Origin of the sequence: Actinoallomurus rhizosphaericola (assembly GCF_024055675.1) — a bacterium.
GTDB lineage: Bacteria > Actinomycetota > Actinomycetes > Streptosporangiales > Streptosporangiaceae > Actinoallomurus > Actinoallomurus soli.
Genome location: NZ_JAMXMW010000030.1, coordinates 29626 through 54067 on the forward strand (window position 1 = coordinate 29626; position 24442 = coordinate 54067).

General features: G+C 66.5%; 26 protein-coding genes and 2 pseudogenes. 6 read left to right on the forward strand and 22 right to left on the reverse strand.

All coding sequences use genetic code 11. From position 1 onward, the window contains the following. The first annotated feature begins 16 nt into the window (after nucleotides 1-16). A complete protein-coding gene (locus tag NE234_RS41075) occupies nucleotides 17-853 on the forward strand; it encodes a hypothetical protein (protein WP_252786576.1) in 837 nt (278 codons plus the stop codon). Between the two features lie 299 nt (nucleotides 854-1152). Here the strand turns inward: NE234_RS41075 and NE234_RS41080 are convergent, their stop codons facing one another. From NE234_RS41080 to NE234_RS41160, 17 genes are all read right to left on the reverse strand, one after another. Continuing rightward, nucleotides 1153-2169 (reverse strand): hypothetical protein, encoded by a 1017-nt coding sequence (locus tag NE234_RS41080; protein ID WP_252786577.1) that lies wholly within the window; start codon nucleotides 2167-2169, stop codon nucleotides 1153-1155. A gap of 336 nt (nucleotides 2170-2505) precedes the next feature. Continuing rightward, nucleotides 2506-2751 carry a hypothetical protein gene (locus NE234_RS41085; RefSeq protein WP_252786578.1) on the reverse strand — a complete coding sequence of 82 codons (246 nt, stop codon included), beginning with the start codon at nucleotides 2749-2751 and terminating at the stop codon, nucleotides 2506-2508. 174 nt (nucleotides 2752-2925) lie between these two features. Continuing rightward, nucleotides 2926-3189: a hypothetical protein gene (locus NE234_RS41090; RefSeq protein WP_252786579.1), complete on the reverse strand. Its 264-nt coding sequence runs from the start codon at nucleotides 3187-3189 to the stop codon at nucleotides 2926-2928. Nucleotides 3190-3456: 267 nt separating this feature from the next. After that, nucleotides 3457-3924: a hypothetical protein gene (locus NE234_RS41095; protein ID WP_252786580.1), complete on the reverse strand. Its 468-nt coding sequence runs from the start codon at nucleotides 3922-3924 to the stop codon at nucleotides 3457-3459. Between the two features lie 470 nt (nucleotides 3925-4394). Then, a complete protein-coding gene (locus tag NE234_RS41100) occupies nucleotides 4395-4661 on the reverse strand; it encodes a hypothetical protein (RefSeq protein ID WP_252786581.1) in 267 nt (88 codons plus the stop codon). A 1-nt stretch (nucleotide 4662) separates the two neighbouring features. After that, nucleotides 4663-5325: a 3'-5' exonuclease gene (locus NE234_RS41105; protein WP_252786582.1), complete on the reverse strand. Its 663-nt coding sequence runs from the start codon at nucleotides 5323-5325 to the stop codon at nucleotides 4663-4665. Nucleotides 5326-5354: 29 nt separating this feature from the next. Continuing rightward, nucleotides 5355-6593: a radical SAM protein gene (locus tag NE234_RS41110; protein ID WP_252786583.1), complete on the reverse strand. Its 1239-nt coding sequence runs from the start codon at nucleotides 6591-6593 to the stop codon at nucleotides 5355-5357. Beyond that, entirely contained in the window at nucleotides 6590-7138 is a 549-nt protein-coding gene (locus NE234_RS41115) for a nucleoside-diphosphate kinase (RefSeq protein ID WP_252786584.1), read from the reverse strand. Before NE234_RS41115 ends, NE234_RS41110 begins: the two co-directional genes overlap by 4 nt. After that, complete coding sequence (locus NE234_RS41120; protein ID WP_252786585.1) at nucleotides 7135-8181, reverse strand: thymidylate synthase; 1047 nt, start codon at nucleotides 8179-8181, stop codon at nucleotides 7135-7137. The genes NE234_RS41115 and NE234_RS41120 overlap by 4 nt, the downstream gene beginning before the upstream one ends. Before the next feature lie 2 nt (nucleotides 8182-8183). Continuing rightward, nucleotides 8184-9242 carry a glycosyltransferase gene (locus NE234_RS41125; RefSeq protein ID WP_252786586.1) on the reverse strand — a complete coding sequence of 353 codons (1059 nt, stop codon included), beginning with the start codon at nucleotides 9240-9242 and terminating at the stop codon, nucleotides 8184-8186. Nucleotides 9243-9578: 336 nt separating this feature from the next. Then, nucleotides 9579-11723, reverse strand: a complete 2145-nt coding sequence (locus NE234_RS41130; protein WP_252786587.1) for a tetratricopeptide repeat protein — start codon at nucleotides 11721-11723, stop codon at nucleotides 9579-9581. Next, nucleotides 11720-12661, reverse strand: a complete 942-nt coding sequence (locus tag NE234_RS41135) for a CPBP family intramembrane glutamic endopeptidase (protein WP_252786588.1) — start codon at nucleotides 12659-12661, stop codon at nucleotides 11720-11722. The genes NE234_RS41130 and NE234_RS41135 overlap by 4 nt, the downstream gene beginning before the upstream one ends. A gap of 182 nt (nucleotides 12662-12843) precedes the next feature. Then, nucleotides 12844-13047 (reverse strand): hypothetical protein, encoded by a 204-nt coding sequence (locus NE234_RS41140; RefSeq protein ID WP_252786589.1) that lies wholly within the window; start codon nucleotides 13045-13047, stop codon nucleotides 12844-12846. A gap of 7 nt (nucleotides 13048-13054) precedes the next feature. Continuing rightward, nucleotides 13055-13378 (reverse strand): hypothetical protein, encoded by a 324-nt coding sequence (locus NE234_RS41145; RefSeq protein ID WP_252786590.1) that lies wholly within the window; start codon nucleotides 13376-13378, stop codon nucleotides 13055-13057. Next, nucleotides 13371-14171: an SAM-dependent methyltransferase gene (locus tag NE234_RS41150; protein ID WP_406567139.1), complete on the reverse strand. Its 801-nt coding sequence runs from the start codon at nucleotides 14169-14171 to the stop codon at nucleotides 13371-13373. Before NE234_RS41150 ends, NE234_RS41145 begins: the two co-directional genes overlap by 8 nt. Nucleotides 14172-14306: 135 nt before the next feature. After that, nucleotides 14307-15539, reverse strand: a complete 1233-nt coding sequence (locus NE234_RS41155) for a helix-turn-helix domain-containing protein (protein WP_252786592.1) — start codon at nucleotides 15537-15539, stop codon at nucleotides 14307-14309. A 768-nt stretch (nucleotides 15540-16307) separates the two neighbouring features. Further along, on the reverse strand, nucleotides 16308-16928 hold the full coding sequence (locus tag NE234_RS41160) for an ATP-binding protein (RefSeq protein WP_252786593.1): 621 nt from the start codon (nucleotides 16926-16928) through the stop codon (nucleotides 16308-16310). Between the two features lie 335 nt (nucleotides 16929-17263). Between NE234_RS41160 and NE234_RS41165 the strand changes: the two genes are divergently transcribed. From NE234_RS41165 to NE234_RS41180, 4 genes and pseudogenes are all read left to right on the forward strand, one after another. Beyond that, the gene (locus NE234_RS41165) at nucleotides 17264-17590 is read left to right on the forward strand and encodes a histone-like nucleoid-structuring protein Lsr2 (RefSeq protein WP_252786594.1); all 327 of its coding nucleotides are present in this window, start codon (nucleotides 17264-17266) and stop codon (nucleotides 17588-17590) included. Between the two features lie 181 nt (nucleotides 17591-17771). After that, nucleotides 17772-18511, forward strand: a pseudogene (locus NE234_RS41170) (IS5 family transposase). Between the two features lie 431 nt (nucleotides 18512-18942). After that, entirely contained in the window at nucleotides 18943-19452 is a 510-nt protein-coding gene (locus NE234_RS41175; RefSeq protein ID WP_252786595.1) for an NUDIX domain-containing protein, read from the forward strand. A gap of 511 nt (nucleotides 19453-19963) precedes the next feature. Beyond that, entirely contained in the window at nucleotides 19964-20821 is an 858-nt protein-coding gene (locus NE234_RS41180; protein ID WP_252786596.1) for a thermonuclease family protein, read from the forward strand. A gap of 58 nt (nucleotides 20822-20879) precedes the next feature. On the opposite strand, the gene NE234_RS41185 is transcribed toward NE234_RS41180, so the two are convergent. Together NE234_RS41185 and NE234_RS41190 are read right to left on the reverse strand one after the other, a co-directional pair. Further along, nucleotides 20880-21422: a kinase gene (locus tag NE234_RS41185; RefSeq protein WP_252786597.1), complete on the reverse strand. Its 543-nt coding sequence runs from the start codon at nucleotides 21420-21422 to the stop codon at nucleotides 20880-20882. An 83-nt stretch (nucleotides 21423-21505) separates the two neighbouring features. Continuing rightward, complete coding sequence (locus tag NE234_RS41190) at nucleotides 21506-21745, reverse strand: winged helix-turn-helix domain-containing protein (protein ID WP_308206997.1); 240 nt, start codon at nucleotides 21743-21745, stop codon at nucleotides 21506-21508. A gap of 119 nt (nucleotides 21746-21864) precedes the next feature. Between NE234_RS41190 and NE234_RS41195 the strand changes: the two genes are divergently transcribed. Then, entirely contained in the window at nucleotides 21865-22650 is a 786-nt protein-coding gene (locus NE234_RS41195) for a hypothetical protein (RefSeq protein ID WP_252786598.1), read from the forward strand. A 31-nt stretch (nucleotides 22651-22681) separates the two neighbouring features. Here the strand turns inward: NE234_RS41195 and NE234_RS46195 are convergent, their stop codons facing one another. From NE234_RS46195 to NE234_RS41205, 3 genes and pseudogenes are all read right to left on the reverse strand, one after another. Continuing rightward, nucleotides 22682-22876, reverse strand: a complete 195-nt coding sequence (locus NE234_RS46195; protein WP_406567137.1) for a tetratricopeptide repeat protein — start codon at nucleotides 22874-22876, stop codon at nucleotides 22682-22684. A gap of 81 nt (nucleotides 22877-22957) precedes the next feature. Then, nucleotides 22958-23188 (reverse strand): annotated as a pseudogene (locus NE234_RS41200) (transposase); the annotation flags it as partial. Between the two features lie 89 nt (nucleotides 23189-23277). Next, nucleotides 23278-24225 carry a hypothetical protein gene (locus NE234_RS41205; RefSeq protein WP_252786599.1) on the reverse strand — a complete coding sequence of 316 codons (948 nt, stop codon included), beginning with the start codon at nucleotides 24223-24225 and terminating at the stop codon, nucleotides 23278-23280. Between the last annotated feature and the right edge of the window lie 217 nt (nucleotides 24226-24442).

Sequence of the window (24442 nt, forward strand, 5' to 3'; positions counted from 1 at the left end):
GTTCACCGATGCGGTCGTGGACCGCCTCGCCGCGGTACTGAAGGAGGAGCCCCCGGCCCCGGCTGGCAAGCAGGACACCAGCGGGGGACCGGCTCTCGGCGAGGCCCCGGCCGAGGACGACCCGGTCGCGAAGGGCAGCAAGGACTGCGGGAACTGCGGCCGGACCTACCACTCCGACTCCAAGCAGCGGTCGTGCGAGGACTGCGGCCACAAGCTGCCCTTGGCCGACAGCGACAACGGCAAGGCGGCCGACGACGAGACTGACAAGGGCCAGATGGCGTGCTCGAAGTGCGGCATGAAAGGCCACGGCGAGGGCGCGCGGTGCTGCGCGAAGTGCGGCACCAAGCTCGCCGGCGCCGACGGCGGCAGCGACGGCGCGGAGAAGGGCGCGACCCCCGGCGACGGTGTGCAGGGCAAGAAGACCCAGCCCGTGCCGGCGCACCGTGAGCCGGACGGCCCGCAGGCCGAGGTGTTCGAGCAGTCCGCGCACATGGAGGACGGCGACGCCAAAACCGAAGGCACCGGCGAGGCCACCCCGACATGGGGCAAAGCCCTCGACTACGGCCTCGGACGCCTCCACGACGCCCTCTGCGCCGCCTACAGCCTTGGCCGGGGCATCGAAGTCTCCGCAGGCGAGCTTTTAGGAGTTGCACTAATAGCCGCCACAGGCGGCCGGTCGTGGTTACTGTTGGCGAAGGTAGAGAGACAAACATTCGATGCCGAACGGTATGGAGAAAGTTCCTCTACCTCTCTAGGTTCCCGCGCTCGTTGTGGACGCGGGAAACAGGGACGGGGCGCCTCCGCATGGAAAGCGCCCCGCCCTGTTGGATGCGGCGGCCGGGTCCTCGTCTAGACCCGCGGACCCGGTCGACCGTTCCTCGCCGTCGTCAACGCGTATCCGATACCGACAGCAACGCCGGCCGAACTGAACGCGAGGACCACAGCGAGGGTCGCCGTCGTCGTACAGCGCCGCCGCCAGCGGACGGTCTGTCGAACGCTCATCCCGAACACCTCCTTCCGCTGCCTCGACGACGTGATCGAGTGCTGACAGCGAGGTGTGCCCGAGGGCAACGGAGACGACGCTAGTACCGATCACGTGGGTGTCGCGGGCAATCGGTGAATCCTCAAGGGTGGCGGGCGGTGGGGATCCAGTCAGAAGAGGTCTAGATCCAGTCGGAGTTCATTCAATCCTCCCACCGGGCGAGCGAAGAAGAACCGCCGAATGTTCTCCTCGATCTCCAGGCGATCCGGAATACCCGCGACCCGCAACTCGTCCATCCCCGCGAGGGCGACGTCACACACTCGGCACGTCAGCGTCTTAGGTTCGATGTAGACGTCAACGAGGGAGGCTACTTCCTCGATCATGTCCATCGGACCAATCGTGTCTGGAAACTCGTACTCCTGCTGAACGACCCCGAGACACAGCGCCCCCGGGTAGTTACAGACAGGACAATGCATCAGCTCGCCAGCGATCTCCAGCCCCTCGTTATTCTTTCCAAGTGGATGACCCGCTAGGTGCGACAGGGTCAGTTGGCGAGCTTCGGCTACGGCCGTCTGCTCGGCCTCGGGTACCGCGTCCAGCCATACATGGAGACGCTGCCTGGCCGCCGCGACCTTCCGATTAACCTCGTGCTGGACGTCAGTCAGGGACTCCTCGACGAGGAGGTCCACCATGTCGCTGTGATCGCCCCAGCGGTCATCACCACACGCCTGGAGGCTTTCGAGGCCGTCGTAGATCTCATCGGCGTACCTCAGGGCGATTGTCAGTAGCTTCCGGGTGCTCTTTTGATCGAAGTAGCCGGTGTGTAGCGCGCCATCTCGGATTTCAATGAGCTGGTCGAGTGGATCCTTGGGTGTCTTGACCTCCATAATTTGCCGGACCCGGGCCAGGGCTTCCTTCGCGCCGATCGTCCTGGGTGCCTTGAGCTTGGCTGCCTTCTCGCTGCGCCCTGTGAGGTGCAGCAAGGCGTCGAACTGCTTGGCGTGCAGTTCCACGAGGTACGCCGGGTTCAGGCTGAACAGCAGTGCCTTACTCAAGTTCTCCACGGCGACGGCAGCGTTCATGAGGACCAAGTCGAAATCGCCTCTGGTGTAGGTCTGGAGCGCGATGTCGAAGAAGCGCTTTGCGCCAGCGACGAACTGACCAAGGCTGAGGGCTGGGCTGCTCACCCTGCTGACGGTAGAGATCCGCGCCTAGTGATCGCACCAGGATTTCCCATGTTCCTGAGGACTGTCACCGCCACCAGGCTTCGATCTCGATGATCTCGAAGGTCGCGTCCGGTCGATCTCGCGTTCCGTCCCAGGGGTGTGTTCGGATGCAGGAGCAAGAGATCGCCGGCGCGCACTGGGACGCTGAGGGCTACTGTGGATGACCGTAGAACAGATCTCCGCTAGGCGTCATGCGGCGACCTGCTGCGGAGCTGGACGCGCCACGGTGAGCCGTGGATGACGACGCGACGGCCTCGCTCTTCTGGCAGGGGAGCGGAACCATTTGATGCTGCCTCGTCAAGCTGGCTCCCCCTCCGCCGGATCGACCGCTGGGCCGCCCCAGGTGATGATGGTCACCGCCCAGCCTTTGTACAGTTCCAGCAGCCGGAACAACTTCCCCGCAGGCATCAGCGGCCAAAAGATCAGGGCCGGCGCGACCGGCAGGAAGGCTGCGACGACGAGCGTCAGGCCGAGCACCTGTACGGCACCGCGCACGAGTGCGTCCGCGCAGTGGACCACCGTCGAGACTGGCAAAGGCGGCATCGCCCCACACACCTTTCCATTGGGAAGATGTAGGGGCACCTCTAGAAGAACGCTCTCGGCTCCGCAGTCTTGTGTCAACCGGTGTCGCATCACCAGTTTTGTCACTCAGGCAGCGGCCCCGCACGGCGACCGGACGCACTGGCTTACCAGCAAGTGACTTCGGAGAACCCGTGGCTACGGGAGTCCGGGTTCGTCGTCCCGTACAGGTGTGCTCCCGGCACGCGCATACGGCCGATCAGCTGGTTCCAAAAATCTGCCGGGTAGGAGCGTCAGCTCGTCCACGTAGAAGCCCGCCGCGGTGAGGCCTCGGATCTTCGACTCTGCCTTCACATCGTTCGCGCCGATGGCGTGCACTTTGCCGCCAAGCATCATCGCCGATGTCGCACCGGGCGTGTGCTCGACGTACCGGGCGAACGGCCCGAAGATGTCGTGGTTCATCAGCGGTAGAACACGTTCCGGGCGAGTGTCTCTGACGTCTTACCGATGACCGCCAGCTCCCCACCGCGCGGGGCGTCCGCGGCTTCCGCGCGACAGATGAGCATGCACAGCCCATAGCGTCAGGACACCGCCCCAGTCGATGCAGTCGCCGTAGCAGGTGGTGCGCTTTTACAGCGAGGGCAGAAGGTGGCTCCGCAGGTGCATCGGGTGCCGGCGGCCAGTGCCCGGGGCGCGTGACGTAGGTCTGTCCGTCCCTCCACCGCTGCTTCATGACCGCTCCAGGTCGATGCTGATCACGGTCTTCGTTCCGCCGGGCTCGACATCGATCTCGGAGTGCATCCGCCGGTATTCCATGGAGTTGACGAGGCTCACTCCGTCATAGAAGACGGGTTCGACGTTGCGGGTGGATCCCCCGTCCGCGTACTGGCTGGCCACAAGCGCCCAGGCGACGATCGGGAACGTGTGTTCTTCCACGATGGTCCTCTGCCGAGGCTCGACGGTGTGCTCAACGTGCCGCACCTTCACCTGCCAGCCCGGCTCGGCGGTGCTGATGGAAACGATCTCGTTCTTGAACCGCTCGTCGCCGGTGGCGTGGTGCTCGCTCATGTATTCGCTCCATTGCTCAGTGTGAGGATTTCGGGTGGGCGTGTCGTTTATGGGAGTTGCTCCCCACCATTCCGTCATGCTTTCAGGTCGTGGTGTTAAGTGCTGTTCGGTTCTCCATCGCTGCTTCATGACGTCTCCGTGCTCTGGGCGCAGCTGTCGCGGAGGGTTCTGCCTGGGGGGCCGAAGCGTCGGATCCATCTGTCGCAGTGAGCGCAGTGGCCGATCTCGTTGCCGGGGACCCCGTAGACAAGACCGCAAGCCAGGCCCCTCGTCGCGTCGCCATCGGTGGCGACTCCTTCGCGCCGCAGGCCAATCTCAGGCGACGCGGAGTCGCGCTCGTAATGCCGGTCTTGGGGAGGACGCGTTCCAAGATTTCGCTCACCGCGATCCTCCGAGTCGCAGGGGTCTTGGCCGACATCAGATGAAGACGTCCTTAGACGTCCCTTGCGTGCCCGTGAGAGGTCCTTGGGGACACACGATGCTGTCTGGGCAGGTGACGGATCGTTCAGTTGCCAGGAGTCGCAGGTTACGAGGCGGACGATGACCCAACTCCCACGGTCAGACTGCATGCTAATGCCGGCCTTGCCCCGCACGGTCGGTCAAGCGCGTTCGTATGCGCATTGGTTGCTCGGTACGTGGCAGTTGGGATCGATGAGCGACACCGTCGAACTGCTCGTCAGCGAGCTGGTGACCAATGCGATCAAAGCCGTGGAGTTTGACTGGTTCGGGTCGTTGCCGTAGCCCCAAGGCGCACACTGGCAGATGCGTGTGATCGCGTCGGTGTGGCCGTCGACGATGACGCCGTCGGTCAGCGCGAGTCCGAGAAGGCGGGCGGCAGCACTAAGCCGGGACGAGTCGCCCGACACGTCACCACAGAAGCGGAGTCTGCTCCGGCCTTCCGCGCCCCTCCGCGTCATTGGCGATGGGGATTCCCGCGAGTCGCTGGAGATCGCCGAGCCGAAGCACGCGGCGGGTCGCCAGGCGGTCAATGAGCGTGGACAGCAGCAACGCGGTACCGAGGGTGTCCCACAGGGCACGGTGCGGCTGGCTGTTGGGTGCGGAACAGGTGACCTGTTCGGTGAGCGCATGGTGTTCGAGGAGCGCGGTGAGGCTCTTTCGCTTATCGCCGGGGTACAGATGGCGGGCGAGTCGAAGGGTGTCGATCAGGCCGGATGGGCGGACGGTGGGGCAGCAGCGGTGCAGCAGCCGCCAGTCCACTCCCACGTTGTGGCCGATGATCAGTTGCCCGTTGAGACGGCGTGCGAGTTCGGGTTCCACGTCGGCCAGCGGTGGGGCGTCGGCGAGCGTGGCGTTGGTCAGGCCGGGCGATATCCACGGGTGTCGCTGGATGCGCCGGCCGGGGTTGAGCAGCGTCGTGTAGGCATCGGGGAGAGACGGGCGGCCCCCGGTGATCGGAATGACGGCGATCTCAAGAATGCGCTCGTCCTCGCGGTCTTGGGCGCCGGTGCCTTCCAGATCCAGTGCGACGAGTGGAGCATCTGTCCACGGCGTGTCCGCGGTTGTCGTCATGGAGCCGCCCGTCTCGGTGTCGTCAGTGCCTAGTCCTCTTCATCAAAGCGGGTCGCGGCGGTGAGCTCGCGGTGAAGCGCGGAAAACCGCTCCTGTTCCTGTTGGTCGGGCTGATGGCCGGTGAGAGACCGGCCGTGGGCGTGCAGGTAATGCGGCTGGTCCATCTCCCATATCTGGTAGCGGAGGGTGTGCTGGATCGCGTAGCGGCGTTGCTCGCCGAGGCCGTGGGTCCACACGTGGCCGCCGTCGACGAGGTAGGGAGTGGTGTAGCCGAGCTGGTCGAGGACCTGCTCGAACTGCTCGGGCGTGGGGGCGGTGTGGTCGGCGGCGCACAGTTCTTGTTGGGCGGTGGGGCAGATGTCGCACAGCTCGCGTACGCCCCAGTGACCGTTGTAGTCGGGGACGTTGTGTGCGGCCGAGACGCCGCAGGAGGTCTTGCGGTACAGCGGTGTGCTGATCCCCGACTCACGCCAGGCGGCGATGACGCGGGCGTCGAGCTCGGCCGGCAGGACCTTACGGCGATGGAACTCAGCGTCGCCGTACGGAAGCGGCACCCCTTGGTCTTGCAGGTAGGTGGCGTTCTCGGGCTTGTGGTAGTAGCCGGTGAACACGATCGCGTCCGCCTGGTTCCCGACGTCCAGGACGTGCCGCATGGTCTCGGGGGCGTCGTTCCATCCGGGCACGATCGGCCGCCAGTACAGCACGACTTTCGTGCGGTTCTTCTCTGCGCACGCGCGGGTGATGGAGGAGACCGTGATGTCGCTTTTGGCGACCGGCTCGATGCGAGGGTCGGTGATGCCGGAGTAGGTGAACAGCAGCGTGACACGGACGTGTCGGAGCTGTTCGAGGGCGGCCATGTCCTCGGCGGTGACCTTGAATCGGGTGATGATCAGGACGAGGTTGTCCAGGCCCCGCTCGTCCAGCGCCCGCAGGACTCCGAACAGGTGCGGTTTGACGCCGGGCAGGAACGGGTCGGTGGCCTTGTTGAACAGCTGGATCGGGGTGGTGGAGGGCCGGAACGCCTCATGACCGATCAGCATGCCGATCGCGTCTTCGGTGGAACACAGTAGGTTCGGGGTCTTGTGCTCGAAGTCGCCCCAGAAGTGCCGGACGCAGTAGCCGCAGTCCAGCGGGCAGCCGATGATGTGGTTCAGCGAGAGGCCGGACTTGCGGTAGGTCACGATCTGCGCCATGTACGGGTCCAGCGTCTTCTGCTGGTCGGCCGGCATCAGTCGCAGCGTGCGAGGGCCTGATTGGATCTCGGTCATTGCGATCCTTCCGGTGCGGTGAGTAGGTGCCCGTTGCGGGCGCCGAACCAGATTGCGAAGTCGCGTTCGACGACTTCGGCGTGGTCAGAGGTGTGGATCACGGTTTCGAGCAGTCGCCCTTGTGCGCGGGCGGCGGCGAAGGTGTCGATGACGAACCGGCCGCGGATCGTGTCCGGTCCGGCAAGGTCTGGGTTGGTGTCACCGATGACGGCCCGGAGCCGCGCGGCGGCGTCGGTTCCATAGCCGAGGGCGACGACGACTTGGTGGCCGACGAACATCCGCACGAGCTCGGCGGGGACATCGATGCCCAGGTTCTGGGAGACTTCCGGGCTGAGCATGTCGGCGTAGTGCGCGAGGATCTGTTCGCGGGAGACCGTCACGCGGCGGACCGCTAACACGCGGACGTAGCGGCTGACGTGCTCAAGGACCGCGTCGACCAGGCCGCGGCGTACGCAGTCCGGCTTGAGAAGAATCACTGTCCAGCGGGTCCAGTCCACCGCGAGAGGCGCGCCGACGCCGCCCGGATCGCCTTTGATCTGGGTCATGGCTGTTCCGCGAGCACCGCGGTGGCCGGTGAGCCTGGGAACCGTTCGGGCCAGCGATGCGCCACCAGCCAGCGATGTGCCGGTGTCAGCGCGGCCACCACGGCAGCTTCGATCAGCTGGTCGGGCTGGTGTACGACCTGCCGGTACACCTCGAACAGCAGCACTACTTGCCGCCAGTACGGGGCGAGCGCAGCGTTTCCGCCAATCGCGTCCTGGCCGGGGCGAAAACGACGCCGGTTGGTCCGCAGTCCTTCCTCCCAGCGCAGAACATGCTCGATCGTGCGCCAGCTGGTGTCTGCAGGCATGGTCGCTGCGGGGAAAGCGTCCGTGACACCAGGCGGCTGGCCTTCGGCGAGGCTGGCGTCCACTCGGGCCAGGTCGGCTTCGTTGATGTGCATGGAGGAGACCTGGTGGGTGTAGCCGCCGAGCTCCGCTCCAAGCTGTATGGCCGTGAACTCGTGGATGAAGGTAAAGGCGAAGACATCGCAGACCAGGCCGACAACGGCGTCGTTGCCGCGCATGGTCGACACCATGTGCAGGTGGCCGTCTCGGAGCAGAAACTGCAGCGCCAGGGTGCAGGCCACGTCCGGGTTATCGAACTCGGCCGGCTCGCCGGGCCGCATCACGGTCATCACCGCACGCTTGGAATCGGGGTCGTGGCGCAGCAGGTCGACGACCTGGTCCCATTGGCCGGCTTCGGTTGAGCTGAGCGGTGTGAACAGCCGCGGACCGTACGCCGAGCCGGTGAGCCGCTCACCGTCGGCAGACAGGGCACGCAGGCGGGGAGCGTAGTGGCCGATCATAACGAGGTCGTCGCGTCCGGACAGGTACCACAGCGTCTCGGCGTAGTTGAAGACGATGTTCGTGCGGCGGGCGGCCAGGTAGGGAGTGCGCTGGCGGGGGCCGGTGAGGGTGAAGGCCACGTTCAGGCATTCGCGTGACCTGTTGCCCCGGGACTCGGTCGTGAAATGTGGATGGGTGTGGACCTGCCGGAGCACGGTCCGGTAGGCGTCGTGGAAGGTCGCGAATTGTGGTGGGTGCATCACTACGCTGCTCCCGTCGTATGGATGAGCGATTCGATCAGCTGTATGAGACGTGCGGTCCAGGCCGACAGCCGGAACGGCTCCAGGTGAGAAAGGCACGCCCCAATCAAGTCGGCGTGTTCTTTGCTGCCTGCGATGCCGAGCGCCCATTCCACGCGGTCGATGACCTCACAGCCGTCGCGTACGTGGAGAACAGGCGGGGTGAATACTTCCGCGCCGGCGATGACGTCTGGGGTGATCGGCAGGCAGCCGGCTAGCGCGGCTTCGAACAGGCGCTGGCTGACGTGGCCGACCCTGGAGTAGCGGGCCGGGTTGAGGAGCACCGTCGCCAGGGCTGCGCGGTGAAGGTGCTGTACCTCTGGGAACGGGCAGCGGCCGGTGAAGTTGACGTGCGGCCATCGCTCGATCTGCGTCCACTTGCCGGCGACCCTGTGAGGGAAACGCGCAGCCGCCGGAGCGAAGAACGCGTCGAACTCCTCGTCGCGGTTGTACTGATTCCCGACGTAGATCAACGGCAACGAGCGGTGGACGGCCGCAAGCGCTTCGGGGCCAGCGTCATCGAGGAGCTTGTCGGGGACGGGGTGGACAAGGCTAGTGATTCCGGCAGGGGGCGCGAGTCCCGGTTCGCAGACGATGACGTTGCCGCGATCGTGGAGAGGGGAGTCGGCGGGGAGTTGCCGGTCGGTGTCCCAGATGACGGTGGGCGTGCCTGAGGTGATCGTGTAATGGACGAGCAGGTCGGTTTGGCGGTGCAGGTCGCAGGTGTGCCCCTCCGTCCCGCAGGGGGTCGTGTTACGGCCGGGGAGCGGCCACCGCCATTCACAGAACAGCACGTCGACCGGCGGCAACCCGGAATGCCACCGGTACGGCAGGACGTCACCGGCTTCCAACCGGTCTCGGTCGTTCTGCAGGAGCACCACATCGTGGCCGAGAGCGAGCAGCTCATCCACGATGGGGCGGCGCCAGAACCGGCCCCCGTCAGGCGTGTCGAGAACACCTGAGCCGAGGAACCCCCAGAAACTTAACCCGATCCGCATCGTCAGTCCTGTCCTTTCCTTCACTCGACATAGCAGGTGAGCACGTGCCCGGCCCGGCCATTCAGGAGCGATGTCGTGCTCCGTCTTGCTTCATCCGCCTTCCGGACCGGCCGGTCGGCGGCCGCCGCGCGGTTTCCCGAGCTGATGCCTTCTGATCCAGCTGATGCCTGGAACCTCCACGAGCGATCTCCTTTCGGCAGGCGGTGCCGGATCCTCCGCGCCTTCCCGAGGCTGACGCCTGCGACGATGGTGCGGGCTCTGGCCACCAACTCCCATTGGCCGGCCAGCCATGCGAACTCGGGCGGGACGAGTACTGCGAGCAAGCGCCAGCGGTCATGCCATCGTTCTGAGGGGAGCGCCTCATTCGGTCTCCTGGAAGAGCCGGTCGGCGACCATCGCTGCCTCCGGGGCCCCCAGCTCCGCGTAGATGGCGTGGGCCTCGCGCAAGTGCCGCTGTTCGAGATCGGTCTTGCTCATGTCATGCGCGAGGTCGGCGAACTCCACGAGCACTTCGGCCTGCTGCTGGTGGGCCTCGATAGCCCGGCTGACTTCTAGGGCCCTCTCCAGGGCGTCCAGCGCGGCTTGGTGGTGGCCGAGGAGACGGTGGGCGCGCCCGAGCCGAACCAGGCAGCGTGATCGCAGGTAGCTTTCCTCCGGCCGGACCTCGCACCACGCCTCAGCCTCGGTCAGCAGCTCGACCGCCCGGCCGTAGTTCTTGGCTGCCAGGTCGGCTTCGGCCTCGTGGCGGGTCATGAGCATGGCCCCGCGTTCATCGTCGAGGTCGAGGTAGATCTCGCGGGCGGCGTCGAAATGCTCGTGGGCGTCGGCGTGATCGCCCCAGCCGAGTTCGGCCAGGCCGATCAGTTCCAGTGAGGTCGCTTCGGCATGGCGGTGGCTGCTGTCGACGGCGAGGCCCAGAGCTTGGGTGGCGAGAGCTTCTGCGTTGTCGTAGCAGCGCATGGCGAGGTAGGCGCTGGCTTGGCCTTGCAGCATCCGGGCTTGTGCTTCGAGGTCCCCGGCCGCCCGAGCGGCTTTGAGGCCGATTTCGTACAGGGTGATCCAGGTGTCGTAGTAACGGCGGCGGACGAACAGCCCCCAGCACGCTTCGGCGATCTGCCAGGCGAGCGTGTGCAGGCCGCGCTGGTGGGCGGCGTTGGCGATGGCCAGCAGGTTGAGGCGTTCGGCCGCGAGCCACTCCAGTGCGGTTTTGTCGGTGAGCTGGATGGCGGGTGCTTCGGTGAAGACCCGTCCGAGGTACCAGCGGCCGGGGATCAGCACCTTCTGGGCGGCGGCCGCCGTGCGCAGGTACCAGTAGGCGCAGCGGACGAACGCCCCGGCCGCATCATCGCCGGCTTCGTACTTTCGCGCGGTGTAGGCGTGATCGTGTGCCAGGTCGTGGAAGGAGAAACGGCCGCGCGTCTCGTTAATGAGGTTGGCTTGGGCGAGTTGTTCCAGCCGGGGGATCACGGCCTCAACGGTCGTTTCGGCGAGGATGGCGGCGGCCTCGGGCGTGATGTCGGGGCCGGGGTGGTGGCTCAGCAGCCGGTACAGGCGGCGTGTTTCATCATCGGGCAGGGCGTTGTAGGCGCTGTCGAAGATCTCGGTCATGGCTCCGTCGTCGGTGTCGAATGCGGGAAGTGTGAAGCCGTGCGCCAGGCGGGCGATCGGCCAGTCAGGGTGGGTGGCGAGGGTTGCGCCGGTGAGGCAGACGGCCAGGGGCAGCCGGCCGCAGGCGTGTACCAGCGTGCGAGCAGCGGCGGTTTGGGCGCCGCGTCGTTCAGGACCGATCAGTGAATCGAGCAGTTCCAGGCAGGCCGGCTCGTCGAGCGGTCCCAACGTCAGAGGGCGGGCGCCGTTGACCAGCAGGCCGCCGAGCAGGCGGCGGGCCGTCACGACCATCAGGCAGCCGGGTCCCGGCAGCAGCGGCATGACCTGGGTGGTGGAGGCGGCGTTGTCGGCCAGAACCGCGAATCGGTTCCCGGCGGTGAGCGAGCGGAACAAAGCCGAGCGTTCGTCCAGGCAAGCCGGGATTCGCTCAGGCGCGACGCCGAGGGCACGCAACCATTCCCCGAGCACCCGTTCCGGTGGCGTAGGGCCGCCGCTGGAGTAGGCGCGCAGGTCGGCGAAGAGCTGACCGTCTGAATAGCGGCCGGCGTTGTGATGGAGCCAGGACAGCGCAAGGGCCGTCTTCCCGGCACCACCCGGACCGGCGAGCAGAATCACCGCATCGGCCGGCGCGTCGTCGAGGGCCTTGCGCTCGTCATTGCGGTCGACCAGCAGCCGGGGGCCGCGGGGGAGCTGGCGTGGGGTGACGCGGACAGCGGACCGCAGGTGCAGGTGGATGTCACGGATGCTGCGGGCCTGCACCACTGCGCCCGCGGTCGCGTCGCTGAGATAGTTGCTGGTCGACGCCGAGCGGCCTGTGGCAGCGCTGGCCGCGTCGTCGCCGGGCCCGCGCCCGAGCCGCTTGTGGCCGGCGCGGTGACCGGGGGCCGGGGGCATCATCGGGCCACCGCCGAAGCATAGGCGTGTTCGGTGTCCGGTGCGGATCTCCAGGCCCAGACGTGGTAAATCAGCACGGGCACGAGCAGGACCGTCACGGTGCTGCCGATCGCCCAGACGGCGCCGCCGCCGAGGGACCAGCCCCACAGGTCCCACACGATGTGGGAGACGATGATCGGGGTCAGGCGGCCGGTCCGCCGGTACAACCAGACATTGATGGCGCCCATGATCAGGAGCGCCGCAGCCGCCGCCTGGTAGTAGTACACGTGATAGCTCATCCGCATCAGCATGCTGAGGGCGTACAGCTCCCACGCCGGTCGCCTGGCCGCCGTCAACGCCACCACCACGACCGCCATCAGCAGTTCTTCGCACACCCCTGCGGCGATGATGTGGATGGCCAGCGCGGAGGCGCTGTCGTATTGCTCGATCGGGCTGGTCAGCCCGGCAAGCTTCAGCACGGCGCTGACGGTCGCCGTCAGGGAGGCGGCCAGACAGCCGATGATGCCGCCGTAGAACACAACGATGGCCTGACGGCGCGTACTGCGGCCTCCACGAGGACGGGTGAGCCCGAAGCCGGTCAGGGTGAGGCCGTGCTGGCGGGCGAGCGTGACCGCTATCAAGACAGCGGTGATCGTGGCCAGCACGTCATACAGCGAGCGCAGCCCGGTCATCCGGCCCCACGTGACCAGGGCCTCGCCGGTAGCGGTGCAAGATAGCCCGATCGCCCAGATCGGGCCGTACCAGACGCCGGTCGCGATGAGCCAGAGGGCTAGAGCTGTCAGCGTTGCCCACAGGCCGGGCATGAACCAGTCATCGGCGCGTACCGCCCAGCCTCGCAGCACGTCACCCTGGGCGGCCCAGTGCAGGACCGCATTCGACGCGTAGACACCGAACAGCAAGGCGAAGAACGCCAGAGCCTGGCCGTATCCGCGCCAGGCCACCGTAGGGCGCGGGAGCGGGGCCGGGGCGGGCTGGGGTAGCCACCGCAGGAGTCGCTGTTTCACAGGCAGCTTTCTAGAGAGGTCGGTGATGGGCTCGATGGGTGGTGGGTGCGCAGCCCGGTTCCTGGCGACGCCCCCGGGGGGAAGATCGGGCGTCGACTGCCTGAGCTGCGCACCCACGTTCAAGGGGCGGCGGTGCGAGCACTGGATGCGGCGGCGAGTTCGGCGGCGCGACACAAGGCGACGAGAGTGTCCGGGTCAGACGCGTCGATGACCGTGGTCTGACGCGTGCACGCCCCGAACGCGCTCAGACCGCCGTGATACGGCGCCCGTACGATGACCCAGCCGGGCAGACGACGCTGCACCTGCGCGACCACCGCCGCCATCGGCTCCTCACACATCGGCCGCCCCCTCGACACGGCCGGCCACGACGTTCGCTATTCGCAGCGCCGCATACTCGATCCCATCGGCGGGGGAGAACGGCTCGACGTCCGGCTCCGGTCTGGGCGCGCCGCGTATGACGGGACGCGGGCCGACCCACAGCCAGCACCACATCAGCTCGCCGTCGACCTCTCGAAGCAGGACGCCCTGGGAAAGGTTCACGTCCTCGTTGGTCGCCGTCACACGGTCGCCGGTGACCCTGACCTCCAGGCCTCGTCGGGACAGTGCTGCGGACAGCAGAGTGACGTAGTCGCCTACGCGCTGAGGATCAGCCATGGGACGCCTCCGGATGCTTTAGGCCGACGCCGCCGAGGAAGGGGATCTGCTGGGCCCGCTGCGAGTCGTGTCTCCACTTCGACACCGGAACCAGACCGGGGTGCACGAGTTGGAAGCCGCTGAAGAATCGCGCGATGTCCTTCACCGTGCGGGGTACGCCCGGTGCGTTCGCCTGCTGCCACACCTCGGCCGCATGCGTCGTCTCCGCATTCCGCTTCGCGTGGCTCAGTACCAGGCAGCTGCCCGGTGCCATCACCGAACGGAACCTCGTGACGATGCCGTGAGGGTCCTCGCTGTCGGGGATGAAATGCAGGACCGCGACCAGGATGACGCCGACCGGCTTGGTCCAGTCGATCATCGCGCTCAGTCCGGGGTGGCCGATGACGGCGTCCGGATCGCGAAGGTCTGCCTGGACGACGGCCGTGTCCGCGTTCTCCGCCAGTAAGGCGCGGCCGTGCGCCACGACGACCGGATCATTGTCGACGTACACCACGCGGGCGCTTGGGTCTCGTTGCTGCACGACCTCGTGGGTGTTGTCCCGGGTGGGGAACCCTGCGCCGATGTCAACGAACTGCTGAACCCCAAGATTCTGGGCGTATCGGACTGCCCGTTTAAGAAATCTCCGGTTCTCCCTGGCCATCAGGCGCAGGTTGGGTACTCGCCTGATGGCTTCCTGCACGGCCTCTCGATCGACCAGGATGTGGTTCTTGCCGCCGAGGAGGTAGTCGTACATCCGAGCGACATTCGGCTGGCGCAGGTGATATATGCGCGGGGCCGGACGGCCCTGTGTAATTGCCGTGCGTGCTGGAGCTCGTCTTTGACCCATGGTGTCCTATCCGCCTGCCGTGTTCGGTCAACGACAATCCGTTGCGGCAGCGACGGTATGACAGCCGGTCAGAGCCGAGGGGCACAGTTCGTACCCCTATGTTTAGACCAAGAGGCCGACCCGGTCCGCGAGGTCGTTGGCCTCGCGTCGGAGTTCTCGTGGCCCTTCGGTCGTGAACTCGAGCAGGATGCGGCGTGCGTGGCCGTTGTAGCGAATGGTCTCTGGCGCGGCAACGTAAGCTTCGTTCAGGCTCCCGAGCGCACTCCGTTTGTCATTGTTGAGGTGATATGCACGCGCGACCTCAATGAGGTGCCGGCCCCGCCTGGGCTGAGACGGGATCATCAGGTGCGCGGCGCGGCGCGCCTGCTGCCTGCTCTCGCCGCCCTGGCGCAGTTCAACTGCCGTAGTGACCGCGTGGGCGCCCATGACGGCGCGGCTGAACGACGTCATCGGGTCGTAGTAGTCCCAGGGCAGTCGCTGCGCGACGTCGTTCGCCTCATCCCACATACGCCACGCCGTACCGTTCTCGCCCGCCCGTGCGGCCGTGTAGGCGTACGCGAACAGCAGCGCTCCCCACCTAGCGCGGAGGTGGTGATCAGCATTGCCCATGTAGGGGCGAATCAGATCTAGGGCCTGTTGATTGACACCTTCGGCGATCTCGAAGTCGCCGGCGTCCCGGTGTGCCTCAACGAGAAGCCATGCTGCGCCGCCGATCGCGCCTGGGGCGTCAGCTTCCTGCGCGGCCACCATCGCTCGCTCCGCGACGCGCCAGAGCAAATCTGCAGCAGGTTGGTAGGCAAGGAAGAACTGCGCCAGGTTGTAAACATCCGCGAGCATCGCCCAAGCTCGCCGCCGATCATCACTTTCATAGAGCCTCACGGCATGTTGGGTGTCCTTGATCAGGTCGGGGAGTAGGCGTCCGAGAACGGTTCGATGGTCGGGCGCTGCATGACGGGCCCGCCAGGCAGCATCGATGCGAGCCCGCAAATGATTGAGCGGGGGAGGAGGTGCATCAGGAAGGACCAAGGCGTTAAGGGCGTCACGGACAGCAGGCAGAGCGGGATGCCCCGGACCGGCGAACTGGTGGACAGGCATGGACTGATCGCCTGTCAGCTCTGCGATGTCTCGGACACGAAGTGCCTCCGCCAGCCGTAGCAGGACGGGGAGTTTCGGCTGTTGCAGACGTCCAGTCTCGATGGCCTTGACCCAGCTTCCGGACTTCCCGATGAGAGCCCCCAGCACCTCTCGGGTCAGGCCGCGCCGGCTCCGCAGCAGCTTGACGCGCTCGCCGAAAGTGAGGTCTGCCCCGACTGAGTCCACCTTAGATTCGGGCATAAGCCCTGCACCTCCTGGGGTGTCGACAATCTCAGGCTACGGCGTGAAGGTTCGCGCTTGGACCCTCAGTGCAGATTGAGTCAGCTGGAGTTCCGCCCAAGCGGCTCTTGTCCTGAAGAGTCCCGATATTCCCGTAAGGCCAGGGACTGGCGCGCACCTTCTACGCCGGGCACTCCCGGATGTCGCTGATGGGTCGTTAGCTTCGGCAATTCGGCGCTCGGCCACCAGCTGCGAGGCCTGGCGGGGGGGACCTTCTTTCATCTCGACCACGTAATGAGCGTAAGACCCATGTTCGACGGGCCCGTCGACCGGATTTGAGCCACCGCCGGACGCGATAGACAGCGCGTCCGGCGGTACCCATGCCGTGTACCGAGCAGTTCTAGAATCGCGGCCCAGCCACACCGCGGAACGGGATACCTCAGCGCACGTCCTATAGCGACGGCACCAGACACTCGTGCGCTTCTCCGTCGAGCCCCTAGTGACGGCCATGCCGGTTGCGGCAGGCGTCGTGAAGAGCCGTCCGTACGGCTTCGGGGAAGCGTTCGCGGAGTAGTTCTAGGTCGCTGGCGCACACGATGACCAGGGATCCGTAAACGCCCCACCATTGGCGGCCGTCGAACAGGAACCCGAACGCCGGTATCTCCCGCAGGAGTCGAGCCAGCTCCGACTCCGATCCCGGTCCGGTCGGCTCGCAACAGACAGGGCACGTTCCCTCAGGGGTGTCGTCGGGGTAGTCACCGGCGGGGTGGGGGCCGAATGGAGCGGCGTTCATTGGTCGGCTCCGATGACGGCGGCTGGGTCGGTCTTGAGGCGGACCCAGATGACACGGCTGCCGTCGGTGTGCTGGTAGGTGCCGAACTCGTGCGCTAGGGCACCGATGCCGTAGAGGCCGCGTCTGCCTTCGCGTAGGAGCCGGCGCTCGGTAAAGAGAGCGGATGGGGCGGTGGTGGGCAGGATGGGTTCGTTGTCGCCTCCGGCGTCGGTGACCTGGATCTGGACGCGATGGCGCCACCGTAGGACCTCCACGGTGAACACCCCGCCTTCGCTGCCTGAGCGTGAGTACTTGATCGCGTTGGTGGCCAGCTCCCCGGTCACCCAGGCCGCATCGTCGGCTGCGGACGTATCGGCGAGCAGCGAGTGAGTGAACCGGCGTGCGGCGCTCACCTGCTGTGGGATGCCGGCGAACGTGCGTCGCCAGCACAGCACGCCGGGCTGTCGAGGCGTCACCCGGCCACTCAAGGGGATCCACTTGCGCCGCCATATCGTCGTAGCGGCCGGTGGCAGGGTCTTTCGTTCGGACCGGTCGCCATTGCCGGGCTTGCGGACGCTGTCCCGGGACGAGGGGTGCTCCGGTTCTGGCTCAGGGCTTGAGGAGTTCGTGACGGCCATCGTTGATCGGTTCCTTTGCTGGCGAAGGTTTCGTGGAGCGCCATCCGCTACCTGCAATGGCGCACGAATAGACCGTCGCTCCGACGCCGGGAAATCGCCAGTCGCACTGACTCCTGTTCCCAGGCATCGGTTACCTCTTCTTCTATGGTGTGGCCTTGAACCGGGAAGTCGTCACTCTTGCTTTAGTTGCTGAGTTACTCTGATCGCGTACAGTGCGCAAGTGGGGTCGCGCCTCCGAAGTATGATCGGTGGTTCTTATCCACGCCCCGGATACAACCTGCGCTACTACATTGGCTACAATCATTAACGGAAACCCGTGCAAGGAGGGAATGAGCATGGCCGAGCAGGTCTTTAAACGACTTATCGACGATCTGGATGGCAGTGAAGCGGAAGAAACGGTCTCATTCGCTATCGACGGAATCGTCTACGAGATCGACCTCAGCGCCGAGAACGCGGGAATACTGCGTGATCGCCTGTCGCCGTTCATGGAGAACGGGCGGCGGGCCGGTGGCGGTGGTGTCCGGCGTCCTCGAGGCCGTGCCGCCTCCAGCCGCCAGCGCAGCGCGGACATCCGCGCGTGGGCGAAGGCTCATGGGATCGAGGTCAGCAAACGCGGTCGTATTCCGGCGACGGTCGTCGAAGAGTACGAGCGAGCCCACTGACACCCGAGGACGTCCGCACGAGGGCGGCTCTTGGCGCCCTTAGAGGTCCTAACAAAATGATCACTTCGGTCCCACGGCTGCTGCTGGACAGCTTTGATCATCTTCCGTGAGGAAGGGCGAGCAGCCGCCGTGGATCGTGCGGGACAGCCTGTGGGAGCGGATCGAGCCGTTGTTGCCGAAGGTGGAGCGGCGTACCCGCCACCCGGGCCGCAAGCGGCTGGATGACCGCAAGGTGCTGTGCGGGATCTTGTTCGTGCTGCATACCGGGATCGCGTGGGAGTTCTTGCCCCAGGAGCTGGGGTTCGGGTCGGGGATGACCTGCTGGCGCCGCCTGGCCGAATGGCACGAGGCTGGGGTGTGGGATCGCCTGCACCAGGTGCTGCTGGCCGAACTGCACGCCGCCGGGAAGCTGGACTGGTCCCGGGCGGTGATCGACAGCTCGCACGTGCGCGCGCTCAAGGGCGGCCCAAAACCGGACCGAGCCCGGTCGACCGCGCACGGACGGGCTCGAAACACCACGTCATCACCGAAGCCGGCGGCATCCCGCTGGCCCTCAGCCTGACCGGCGGCAACCGCAACGACGTCACCCAGCTCATGCCGCTGATCGAGGCGATCCCACCGGTACGCGGGCGCGTCGGACGGCCCCGCCGCCGGCCCGAGCGCCTGTACGCCGACCGCGGCTACGACCACGACAAATACCGGCGCAAGGTCTGGAAGAAGGGCATCAAACCCGTGATCGCCCGGCGCGGCACCGCCCACGGCTCTGGGCTGGGCGTCCACCGCTACGTCGTGGAACGCACGATCGGCCTGCTGCACTGGTTCCGTCGCCTGCGTATCCGCTGGGAGATCCGCGATGACATCCACGAGGCGTTCATGACCCTGGCCGCCGCCATCATCTGCTGGCGGCGCCTGGTCCGCTGATCTTTTTGTTAGTACCTCTTAGCCCACTCCTGCTGCGGCCGTCTCCTCGGTGAAAAAACCAGGCGGCGCTGGAGGACGCGGCGCCGTTAGGGAGCCGAATTTGCCGACGCAGGTCCTCAGACGCATGCCAGATGGTGCTGGTGGCCGATGTACTGGAGGCGTGTAGGGGGGACGCGAAGCGACAGGACGGTTCTTCCGGCAGGTTCCGCCCGGCGTGCAGGTCTTGGTGAGCGGCGGCTTGCCGGGCGGATGATCCTTTTGGTTGCCCACTGTCTCGTAGGTCTGGCAATTCAGGACGTCGGGCGGCCGGGACCTTGCCGAGTCGGCGTCGAGCGGCGCTGTGAACGTCGAGTGGCGCTGGGCTCGGCCGCTTGCTGCCGCACGGTGCGTTGAGCGGACGGCCCGGCCTGCTGCTGGCTAATGTGCGGGGAATGACTCCCGACGCCGCCGCGAAGTACTTCTGGCACGAGGCCCCTGTCGCTGAAGGGCTGGAGATCACCCAGGTCTATGGGTATCTGATCTGCCCGAAGACCGGCCGCGTCTTGATCCAAAACGATCAGGGGAAGTTCAACCTGCCAGGCGGCACGCCCGAATCGTTCGACGGCGACCTGGTGGACACGCTGGTCCGCGAGGCGTTCGAAGAGAACCAGGTCGTCGTCAGCGATGCGGTCTACCTGGGGTATCAGGAGGTCCACCGGTCACGCCGCGCGCCCTACGCGCAGGTCCGGATGGTCGGGCTGATCGGCGCGTTCGAAGAACGCCAACCCGACCCGGCCAGCGGCCGGACGTACCGCCGGCTGATGACGTCGCTGGCGGAGGCCCCCGAGGTGCTGGGCTGGGGTGAGCCTGCGGTCGCCCAGGTCAAGCTGGCGGCTCGTATCGCCGAGGAGGCCTGGGGCGTGCAGGTCGGCTCGTCGGAACCGACCGGCTACGTCGATTGACGCACGACCCTTCCGACACACCTGCGAAGGTGGCCTCCACCTGCGCGCGGTAGTTCCGGCCCGCGCGGCCGACCCAGCGAGTCACCTCCACCGATCGGAGGCGCTTGGTCTTGGCTCTCACGAAGGTGTTCTCGAGCGGAACCCCGAGGGCGTCCGCTGCACGGCTCGAATTGCGGTCGCGCCCTCTGGGGCGACCTCAAGCGGCAGGCGATCGCCTGTTCGCCGCGGCGGACGAGGGCACAGGGCTGGCGTGGCAACGACCCTGGGACGTCGAGGATGCCACGGGCCGCAGTTCATCGATTAAGGCACTGCCCGCGCGGCCGCAGCGGGCCGATCGTCGATGCGGCCAAAGCTGTCGGATGTTCGCCGCGGCATCCTGGACCGTTTCCGGCCACGGCACGCCAGCTGAGATAGCGGCGTTTACTACGGTGCCCTGCTTGACTCAGAAGAGTCCAGCCTGGACGCACCTCTCGTCACCGGAGGCGGTGACGAGACGAAAGAGGGGGCACCGATGTCGCTGAGTCTGGTCAAGGGCCAGTTCAAGATCCTGCACAGCCAGCCCGACGGGGACTCCATCCACTTCTACCCCGACGATAAGGAAGCGTTCACCACGCTGCACCTGAGTGCCCATCTGTCCGCCGTCGGCAGTGTGCAGCTGCGCCTGGACGCCATCGACGCACTGGAGACCCACTACACCCCGCGGAGCGGGACGACCCAGCACCAGCCCCTCGACCTCGCGCACGCCGCCGCCGACCGGCTGCTTGGCCTGCTCGGCTTCACCGGCATCCAGCGCGACGGCGAGACGATCACCAGCGCTACCCCGGACCAGACGCCGGGCTACATCCTCACGCGGTTCGCCGACAAGTACGGCCGGCCGGTCTGTTTCGTCTACGCGGGGGAATCCGACCAGGCCGACTTGAGCTCGGTGTACGTGACCACGGAGATCCTCCAGGGCAGCGTGAATCATCAGCTCCTCGCCGAGGGGCTGGTATATCCGACGTTCTACAGCCAGCTGTACCCAGACCTGCGCGCCGAACTGATGAGCGCCGCCCAGACCGCCCGCGCCGCCGGCACCGGCATCTGGCAGAAGGACGCGACGACGAGTGGCGCGACCATCTCCAGCATCACCGACCTGGACGACCAGCTCGTGATCTTGCCGAAGCTGTTCCGCCGCCTCGTCGACTACCTCGCCCTCGGTGCGGGGAGCATGTCTCTCGACGGCTTCACGAACTTCCTCGCCAGCCGCGGTGACCGGCTCATCATCATCCCCGACACCCACGCCACGGGATTCGACACGGTCGTCGAGGTGACCGGCCAGACCGTGCGGCTCACCCATCCGCCGGAGGAGCTCGTGTTCATCGAGGCATGAGGCGCAGCCGCGCAGTCCTTAGCCGCCACAAAGGGGGGCCGTTTCCGCGAGCGTCCCCCTATTCGCGGGATTCTGCGGGGCCGTCGTCGGGCGGTGTGGCGTAGGACGGCGTCAGGCTCGCTTCGCGCATGATCTGCCGGACCGTGACCTCAAGAGTGCTGGTCTCGGCGATCACCGTCTCGCACCGGTCGGGCAGCAGGTCCAGCGGCCGGTACCAGTCCCGCATCTGCTCGGCCCCGAAGTCTGCTCGCTGCGGCCGTCCTGCGTGCCGGCGGAGTGTCTCTGGCCAGGAGACGTCCAGGTAGTACCAGGCGCTGCGCGGGTGGTCGCGTCGCAGCTCCTGCAGCATGGGCCCGTAGCGCTCGGCGGCCAGGATCCCTTCGAGGATCACGTGATAGCCGGCTCCGAGCGCATGGCGGGTGATCGTGTCGATCAGCCCGATGTTCACCCCGCCGGGCACATCATGCTCGCGCAGTATCTGGCGCCGTATCACGTCCTGGCTGACGATCGCCAGACCGCGGCCATAAGCCGCCCGCACCGCATGGGCGACGCTCGTCTTGCCTGCCCCTGAGTTCCCCCGCAGGACGATCAGCGCTGGCAAGACCGTCGAATCTCGGTCGTCCGAGGGCGGCCCTGCTCCGTGGCCAAGCACGCCGCTGACGCTAACAGCCCATCCCCGCCCGATCAGCGCGCTGGTTCAGCGGTCGCCGTGACGTAGGTGCCTTTCGCCGGCAACGTTTTCACCAGTCCGCGGTCGCGTAGCTCTCGTAGAGCTCGACGCGCTGTCCCTAGCGCCACTCCATGCGCGGCGGCCATCTCCCGCTCGCCGGGCAGCCGAACGCCCGGCTGCAGCGTCCCCTCGGTGATCTGGGCGGCGACGACGTCAGCGACCCGCATGTACTCGTACTGTATTGCCTCGGTCACATGCAGCACAGTAAACGGCGGGAGAAGGCTTGTGCGCCGACTACGCCGTCTACGAAAGCTCAGTCGGACCTGCATTCCCGGCAGGGCAGGTGGCCGACTCGTTATCCTAAGATCGATACATGGACCGTCCTGACTCCATCTTTACCTACGCTCGCAGCCGCGCCCACGAGCTCACCGACGGTCTCGATACCGTCCTTGCCAGCGCCATGTTCCTCGAGAACTGCTTCGAGCGTACTGCTAGGGCCATCGACACTCGCACCCTCCGCACTGCCGGCATCGACGCCTCGAGCGCCGCTAAGCTCCTCTACGCGTTCACCAACATCCGTCGCCTGGTCAGCCCTCTGGCCCGCGGCCATGAGCTCGCCCAGCACATTCGCACCGCCCTTGATGCCGACTTCGACCGTGCCATCGACATCATCGTCGTCCGCGAGCACGCCTTCGGCCTCGAACGCGCTCTGAGCCGCGCCCATAGGCTCGCCGGTGACATCGACAATGATCTCAGCCGTGCACTCGATGGTGACGTCGGCCGCGTCCTCGGCCGCGCTCTCGCCATGGCAATAATCAGCGAGGGCGCCAACAGGATCGCTCGTGAACCTTACCCCCTCGGCAGCTCATTCGAGCGCGCCTGCGATTCCTTCCGCTCCCTTGGCCAGAAACTCCGGGAGAACCTTCATAGCGTATCTGACGTCATCGCCTATCTTGAGTTAGCCCACATCGATGTATCCGGCGTCGATATGTCGCAACTAGCCCTGCAGGAAGAGGAGGCACTGTCCAATGTGATATGGGACGCGGATACGGTGTGGCCATCCGGTATCGCCGAGCGGGTTCGCGAGCAGTCTCAGGAGATTCGTCCGGGCGTTTTCCGAATTACCAGCGATCCGGACGAACTGAGCGGGCACAACTGACTCGATCTTCTTGCGGTAGATCGAGTCACGCCTATCGCCCGGCCACCGACTTCAGGTGGCTGTGGAGTGTCCTGGTGATCGGATGATCATTGCCCAGCACCCGCACGCAGTCCGCCAGGGCCACCTCGAACAGCGGGACCGCCCGCCTCAGATCACCCGCCGCTCGAAGTGCGATCGCCAGGGTGATCCGCGAGGTCAACGTGTCGGGGGGATCTTCGCCCAGCACTCGCGCTCGGGCGGCAAGGATCGGGTCACGTCCACGCGGGTGGTGTATGAGTCGGCCTTCGCGTGATCCTGTTTCTGCAGGTTAAGCGGTGATCGCCTGCGGAGCCGGGTTCTCGTCCGGTGTTTCGCCACCCACGAGTCGTAGGCGGGCTTTGGCGAGGAATTCCAGGCCCATGTAGCGGCGGGCTTCGGTCCATTCGTCGGTTTGTTCCATCAGGACCGCGCCGACCAGCCGGATGATCGCTGCCCGGTCGGGGAAGATCCCGACCACATCGGTGCGTCGGCGGATCTCCTTGTTCAGCCGTTCCGGGGGCCCAAAAAACGCCCCGGATTCCCGGTCGGCCCGGCGTGGAGACGTCGCCGTGAGGTAGCTGTCCGGTGGACCGGCCTGGTGATGGCGGTTCAGTTGGTGTCGGTCGGGGTGGTGGGGGGTGGGAGTTGGGTGCGTAGATGTCGGGTGAGGGCGGCGCCGAGTTCGGGGGTGAGGGGTCCGGTGTGGTCGATGCCAAGCTGGGTCGCGAGCGCGGGGGTGTGCAGGCGGGTGGCGGTCTCGATGAGGCGGGCGTAGGTGTCGGCGCAGGTGCGGATGCGGTGGCGGGCGCTGGCCGCGATGATGGTGGTCAGGGGGATGGCGGGCCACCACCACCAGGTCAGCGGCGCGTAGAGCATCGCCCAGCCGGCCAGGGTGGTGGCGCGGCTGAGCGCGGTGCGGGCGTCGGTGATCTGGGTGCGTACGGTGTCGGGGAGGGTGAGTTCCAGGTAGGGCCAGCAGGTGGCCAGGTCGAGGTGGTGGTCGCGGTCCAGGCGTAGTGCGGCGGCCTGGATCCGGTCTCCGCTCCAGGTGGGTCGTTCTGGCCGCTCGACCGCGATGCGTGCCCGGATGCCGGCGGCGGTGTGCCGGATCGCGGGGTCGGGACGGTCGGCGGGGTCGGGAGCCAGGGCCAGCTGGTACTGGGCGTGGTGGATGCGGTCTGCTTCGTCCCAGCGTTGACGTCGGTGGCGGACCCACCAGCCGATCAGGGCGGGTGCGGGAGCCGGCCAGGTGAGCCATCGTGCGGCCAGGATGAGGCGTTCGAGGAAGGCGCCGGCCGCTTGGGCGGCGACGCCGGCTGCGGCGGCTGCGATCACGATGGTGGCCAGCAGCATGACCTGCCCGCCGGTGCTGGTCGCGGCGGGTGTCTTGGCGTGAGCGGTGATCTGCCGGGTGAGCAGGCCGATGTCCAGGGCGTGGCGCCACCCGAGGGTGCGGGCGGCGGCGGCCACGGCCAGATATAGCACCCCGGGTAGCACGAGCAGTGACAGCCACCGTTCGGCGAGTTTCTTTCCGAGCTCGCTCAGTAGTCCGCCCATGTCAGGGCAGCCGTTCTCGGACGAGTTGGCGGTGGTCTGGGCTGACCGAGCAGGTCGGCCGGGTTTCGGTCACCTCGCTGCTGGGCCGTCCCGCGCACCATCCCATCGGGCACCGGTAGACGATTTCCAGGCTTTCCAGCCCGGTCGGCTCGCCACCGCGGCCTTGGCCGTACCCGTAGACCCCGAGTGGGTCACCGGCACCTTGAACGGCCGAGTG

What these genes read in the sequence shown, in the direction of transcription:
- NE234_RS41155 (WP_252786592.1), bottom strand. Translation starts at nt 15,539, where the DNA reads ATGCCCGAATCTAAGGTGGACTCAGTCGGGGCAGACCTCACTTTCGGC.
- NE234_RS41140 (WP_252786589.1), bottom strand. Translation starts at nt 13,047, where the DNA reads ATGGCGGCGGTGGTCGCGCAGGTGCAGCGTCGTCTGCCCGGCTGGGTC.
- NE234_RS41105 (WP_252786582.1), bottom strand. Translation starts at nt 5,325, where the DNA reads ATGACGACAACCGCGGACACGCCGTGGACAGATGCTCCACTCGTCGCA.
- NE234_RS41160 (WP_252786593.1), bottom strand. Translation starts at nt 16,928, where the DNA reads ATGGCCGTCACGAACTCCTCAAGCCCTGAGCCAGAACCGGAGCACCCC.
- NE234_RS41130 (WP_252786587.1), bottom strand. Translation starts at nt 11,723, where the DNA reads ATGATGCCCCCGGCCCCCGGTCACCGCGCCGGCCACAAGCGGCTCGGG.
- NE234_RS41165 (WP_252786594.1), top strand. Translation starts at nt 17,264, where the DNA reads ATGGCCGAGCAGGTCTTTAAACGACTTATCGACGATCTGGATGGCAGT.
- NE234_RS41175 (WP_252786595.1), top strand. Translation starts at nt 18,943, where the DNA reads ATGACTCCCGACGCCGCCGCGAAGTACTTCTGGCACGAGGCCCCTGTC.
- NE234_RS41205 (WP_252786599.1), bottom strand. Translation starts at nt 24,225, where the DNA reads ATGGGCGGACTACTGAGCGAGCTCGGAAAGAAACTCGCCGAACGGTGG.
- NE234_RS41180 (WP_252786596.1), top strand. Translation starts at nt 19,964, where the DNA reads ATGTCGCTGAGTCTGGTCAAGGGCCAGTTCAAGATCCTGCACAGCCAG.
- NE234_RS41120 (WP_252786585.1), bottom strand. Translation starts at nt 8,181, where the DNA reads ATGCACCCACCACAATTCGCGACCTTCCACGACGCCTACCGGACCGTG.
- NE234_RS41090 (WP_252786579.1), bottom strand. Translation starts at nt 3,189, where the DNA reads ATGAACCACGACATCTTCGGGCCGTTCGCCCGGTACGTCGAGCACACG.
- NE234_RS41195 (WP_252786598.1), top strand. Translation starts at nt 21,865, where the DNA reads ATGGACCGTCCTGACTCCATCTTTACCTACGCTCGCAGCCGCGCCCAC.
- NE234_RS41115 (WP_252786584.1), bottom strand. Translation starts at nt 7,138, where the DNA reads ATGACCCAGATCAAAGGCGATCCGGGCGGCGTCGGCGCGCCTCTCGCG.
- NE234_RS41110 (WP_252786583.1), bottom strand. Translation starts at nt 6,593, where the DNA reads ATGACCGAGATCCAATCAGGCCCTCGCACGCTGCGACTGATGCCGGCC.
- NE234_RS41095 (WP_252786580.1), bottom strand. Translation starts at nt 3,924, where the DNA reads ATGAAGCAGCGATGGAGAACCGAACAGCACTTAACACCACGACCTGAA.
- NE234_RS41085 (WP_252786578.1), bottom strand. Translation starts at nt 2,751, where the DNA reads ATGCCGCCTTTGCCAGTCTCGACGGTGGTCCACTGCGCGGACGCACTC.
- NE234_RS41145 (WP_252786590.1), bottom strand. Translation starts at nt 13,378, where the DNA reads ATGGCTGATCCTCAGCGCGTAGGCGACTACGTCACTCTGCTGTCCGCA.